The 4,001-nt window shown below is 60.5% G+C and carries 3 protein-coding genes; 1 reads left to right on the top strand and 2 read right to left on the bottom strand.

What is annotated here, in order from left to right; genetic code table 11:
- Positions 1–214 precede the first annotated feature (214 nt).
- Positions 215–784 carry a photosystem I assembly protein Ycf4 gene (locus NW852_RS08365; RefSeq protein ID WP_414365388.1) on the top strand — a complete coding sequence of 190 codons (570 nt, stop codon included), beginning with the start codon at positions 215–217 and terminating at the stop codon, positions 782–784.
- 167 nt (positions 785–951) lie between these two features.
- On the opposite strand, the gene NW852_RS08360 is transcribed toward NW852_RS08365, so the two are convergent.
- Positions 952–2,520: an NAD(P)H-quinone oxidoreductase subunit N gene (locus tag NW852_RS08360; RefSeq protein WP_414372007.1), complete on the bottom strand. Its 1,569-nt coding sequence runs from the start codon at positions 2,518–2,520 to the stop codon at positions 952–954.
- A 144-nt stretch (positions 2,521–2,664) separates the two neighbouring features.
- Positions 2,665–3,924: a gas vesicle protein GvpJ gene (gene gvpJ / locus NW852_RS08355; protein WP_414372005.1), complete on the bottom strand. Its 1,260-nt coding sequence runs from the start codon at positions 3,922–3,924 to the stop codon at positions 2,665–2,667.
- Between the last annotated feature and the right edge of the window lie 77 nt (positions 3,925–4,001).

Raw genomic sequence — 4,001 nt, 5'->3', positions numbered from 1 at the left:
CTCCTACCCCTGAGGGCGAGCCTTCCCCCAGTGAACCGCCGGCAGTTACCCCGGGAGCAGGGAAAATTGTTACACCCCGCTAGGGGATCCCAGGCTTTAGGAACCGAGAGGTCGAAAGCTCCCAAGGAGAAAGGCTCTGTTGCCTCTCCCTAGGGCAGGGCTTCCCGCCTAATAATGATGGAAGAAGCTAGCTTTGGAAAAAGGGATCCCGTCTGTGTCTGCAACCATTCCCGAAATTCGCTCTGAAGAGCTGCTGCGCTACACCGTCATTGGCTCGCGGCGGCCCAGCGTCTATTTTTGGGCAGTGATCCTGACGGCAGGGGGTCTGGGCTTTACCCTGGCTGGTCTTTCCAGCTATTTCCACCGCAACTTGCTTCCCTTTTCCGATCCCGCCAGCCTGGTGTTCATTCCCCAGGGCATTGCCATGCTCTTTTACGGTGTGCTCGGATCCCTGGCGGGGCTGTATCAATGGCTGAGCCTGTACTGGAACCTGGGGGGCGGCTACAACGAGTTCAACCGCCGCACCCAGAAGATAACGCTGGTGCGGCAGGGCTTTCCGGGCAAAAACCGCGAGGTGCGGCTGGAATACGACTTTGCCGAGGTGCAAAGCCTGCGGGTCGAGCTGCGAGAAGGCCTCAACCCCCGCCGGGTTATCTACTTGCGGGTAAAAGGACGCGGCGACATCCCCCTCACCGGCGTTGGCCAGCCCCCTTCCCTGACGGAGATCGAAAACCAAGCAGCCGAGATTGCCCGCTTTCTCAATGTCAGCCTAGAGGGTATTTGAAATTCTCTTGGATTGTGGACGGCTGCTGGTCAGGGATCCCAGGAATTGAGGTAGCCCAGAAACCGGCTCAACAACATCGGGTCAATTGTCCAAGTAAACTCCCCTCTCCCGAAGGGAGAGAGGTTGGGGGTGAGGGATCCCTGCCTTGCAGAGTGCTCAAGAAAGGTCTAGGACTCGAAAGCTGCGGCTCCCGCAACTGTCAGAGAAGGGCTGGTCGCCTCTGGAGCAAAAGCCTGGGCTGTCGGGAACCCCAAAAACGGGCTTTGCTCCACCGCCTGGGTGGAGAGAGTAAAGAGCGGATTGGAGAGGATCCCGGCAAAGATCGTGGCCACCAGCGTCAGCACCATGCCCACCCGCAAAGCCGGCATGCCTTCGGCCTGCCAGTTCGTCTCAGGGTAGTTTTGCACCGAAAGCGACATCTCCTGCGGCTCTTTCACCACCATGGTTTTCACTACCCGCACGTAGTAGTAGATGGAGATGACGCTGGTCACCAAGCCCACCAGCACCAGCGTGTAAGCCCCTGCCTGCCAGCCGGCCCAGAAAAGATAGAGCTTGCCGAAAAAGCCCGCCAGCGGCGGCAACCCGCCCAGAGAGAGCAGACAAATGCTCAGGCAAAGGGTGAGGAAGGGATCCTTCTGATAGAGGCCGCTGTACTCGTTGATTTCGTCGGTGCCGGTCTTGAGGCTGAACAGGGTGACGCAGAGAAAGGCTCCCAGGTTCATGGCCAAATAGACCATCAGGTAAAAAATCAAGCTGGCATAGCCCGCTTCGGTGCCCGCCACCAACCCAATCAAGACAAAACCCGCCTGCCCAATGGAAGAATAGGCCAGCAGGCGCTTGAGGCGGGTTTGGGCGATGGCCACCACGTTCCCCAGCACCATGGTCAAAATGGCCAGCACCGAGAGCACCGCCCGCCACTCTTCCGTCATGGCCGGGAACGCAGTGGCCAGAAAGCGAATGGCCAGGGCAAAACCTGCCGCTTTGGATCCCACCGACAAAAAGGCCACCACCGGCGTCGGGGATCCCTCATAAACATCAGGAGTCCACTGGTGAAAAGGCACCGCCGCCAGCTTAAAGCCAATGCCGCCCAGGCAGAACACCAAGGCAAGGATCCCCACCAGGCCGGCATTGGCCAGGTAGGGCGCGATGGCCGCCAATTGGGTCTGCCCCCCCGACAGGCCGTAGAGCAGCGACATGCCGTAGAGGAAGATGGCCGTGCTGCTGGCCCCCGTCAAAAGGTACTTCAGGGCTGCCTCGGAAGAACGCGGATCCCGCTTGGTGTAGCCAGCCATCAGGTAGCTGGCGATGCCCAGCGTTTCCAAGGAGACGAACACCATGATTAAATCCGTCGCCCCGGCGAGGAACATGCCCCCCAAGGTGGCCGTGAGCAGCAGCACATAAAACTCGCCGGTGGGTGTCCCTGCCTGGGCGATGTAGCGCTCCGCCATCATCACCGTCAGAGCTGCCGTTGCCACCACCAGGCCGCGGAAGAGAATGCTAATTGGATCCGCGGCAAAGCTGCCCAAGAAGCTCTCCAACTGGGGCTGCTGCCATTGCAACACCAAGGTCACCAAGGCCCCAATCAAGCCGAAGAGGGAGAGGGCCGGCAGACTTTTGCGCGCCGCCGACCCACCCACCAGATCCACCACCAAGACAATCAACAGCGTGAGGGTGACCACTACCTCTGGCCAAATGGCGTCGGCATGCAGGTTTCCGGTTGGGGCGAAGACATCCATAGGAGAAGACTATGAAGAGAGATTAACGGGATCCAAAGCCAGCATACCGCGATTTCTGGGTTCTCTTCTCGCTTCAGGCATGGCTTCTCCCAATTATCTCAATCAAGACTCTCAATGCTCAGGCCACTCTTGATCACAGCCCCGCTAGAGCTTGGCACTAGAGGTGAGCACCAGTTTTAGGCGGGCGTGGATGAGATCCAAGTCCGCCAGCCCCAGGTCGATCTCGCCGTCGATGACAATGCCGGTGTGGATCAGCCGATCCAACAACTCCAGCAGGGATCCCTCGCCGTGGGGTTGGCCGGGGTAGTAGTCCCCCTGACGGGGCAGAAGCGTGCCCAGATCTCCCAAGTCCAGGTTGAGATCCGCTGGGTCGATCTCCAGCAGGGCGCAGAGTTGCCGAATTTGCTGGCGCAGGGCTTGCAGGCTGCTGCCGGCCCGCTCAATTTGCTCTGCAGAGAGGCGATTGGCCTCCATCTGGCGTACCACCTGAGCTTCCATCAACTGCCGCAGCAGCTCCACCAAGGTCAGCACCAGCGAGGCCAAACCGGCTTCCGGGCGTTTCCGGGTAGGGGTGAAGTCTTCCGGGCTGGCCGGGCTGACAGCAAGGCGAGGGGAAGGAACAGGCAGGGCCAACCACTGCTCAAAGGGCTGGCAAAACTGTTCTAGGCTGAGCAAATGGAGGCGGGGATCCCGAGCGGCCGCTTCCCGCTCCTCGGGCAGGTTGTAGCCCCACTCGGCTAAAAACAAGAGCACCTGCTCCAGTTCCGGTACACTCTGCACCTGGCGCAGCGTCTGCAGGCGATCCTCAACAAACCAGAGTTCCTCAGGCGCTACCTGGGTCGCTGCTAGCAGCCGCTGGAGGGTGGTGGCCTTGGGGGCGCGTACCTCCTTGCCCAGGATGCGGTGGCGTGGCAGCTGGATCCCCTCGCGGAGCAAAAGCTGCTGAATGAAGCGCCCCTCCTTGGTACTGAGAATGGCCAGGCGCGGCTCGCCAGCAGCCTGGATCTGGCGCATCCAGGCCGTTACCCCTGGATAAAAGCGGTGCAGCCCCAGCCAGCCCTGGAGATCCTCTGCCAGCCAGCGATCCCGCACCTCATCCAGGGCTTGGGCCAAAGCCCGCTCGGAAACCCCCGCCTGCTGCAACAACCGCTGCCGCCAGCCGGGCCAGTCTTGGCGCAAAGCGTCCTCTGGGATCCCTTGCTGCAGCCCCCACAGCAGCAGAGGCATCTCCCAGCCAATCTCGATTAGGGGTCGCAGGCGGTCGAAGGCAGGGCGCAATGGCTCCAACTGGGCAGGGGCCAAACCCCACACCTGACTACAAACTCGACAGGAAGAAGCAAAGTACTCCGACCGTCCGTCGCAGAGCACACCATCAAAATCCAGAACTAGAATGCGGGGAGACATTCGCCGGGGCCTAGCGAACTCCATAACTGAGTCCCCCATAGAGCAAGTTGCAAAAATGGGGCCAGAGGCCAAGTTAA

The sequence above is a fragment of the Synechococcus sp. H60.1 genome (assembly GCF_047462335.1).
Lineage (GTDB): Bacteria > Cyanobacteriota > Cyanobacteriia > Thermostichales > Thermostichaceae > Thermostichus.
The sequence above is the reverse complement of the archived record's forward strand: the minus strand, read 5'-3'. Positions and strand labels throughout refer to the sequence as shown.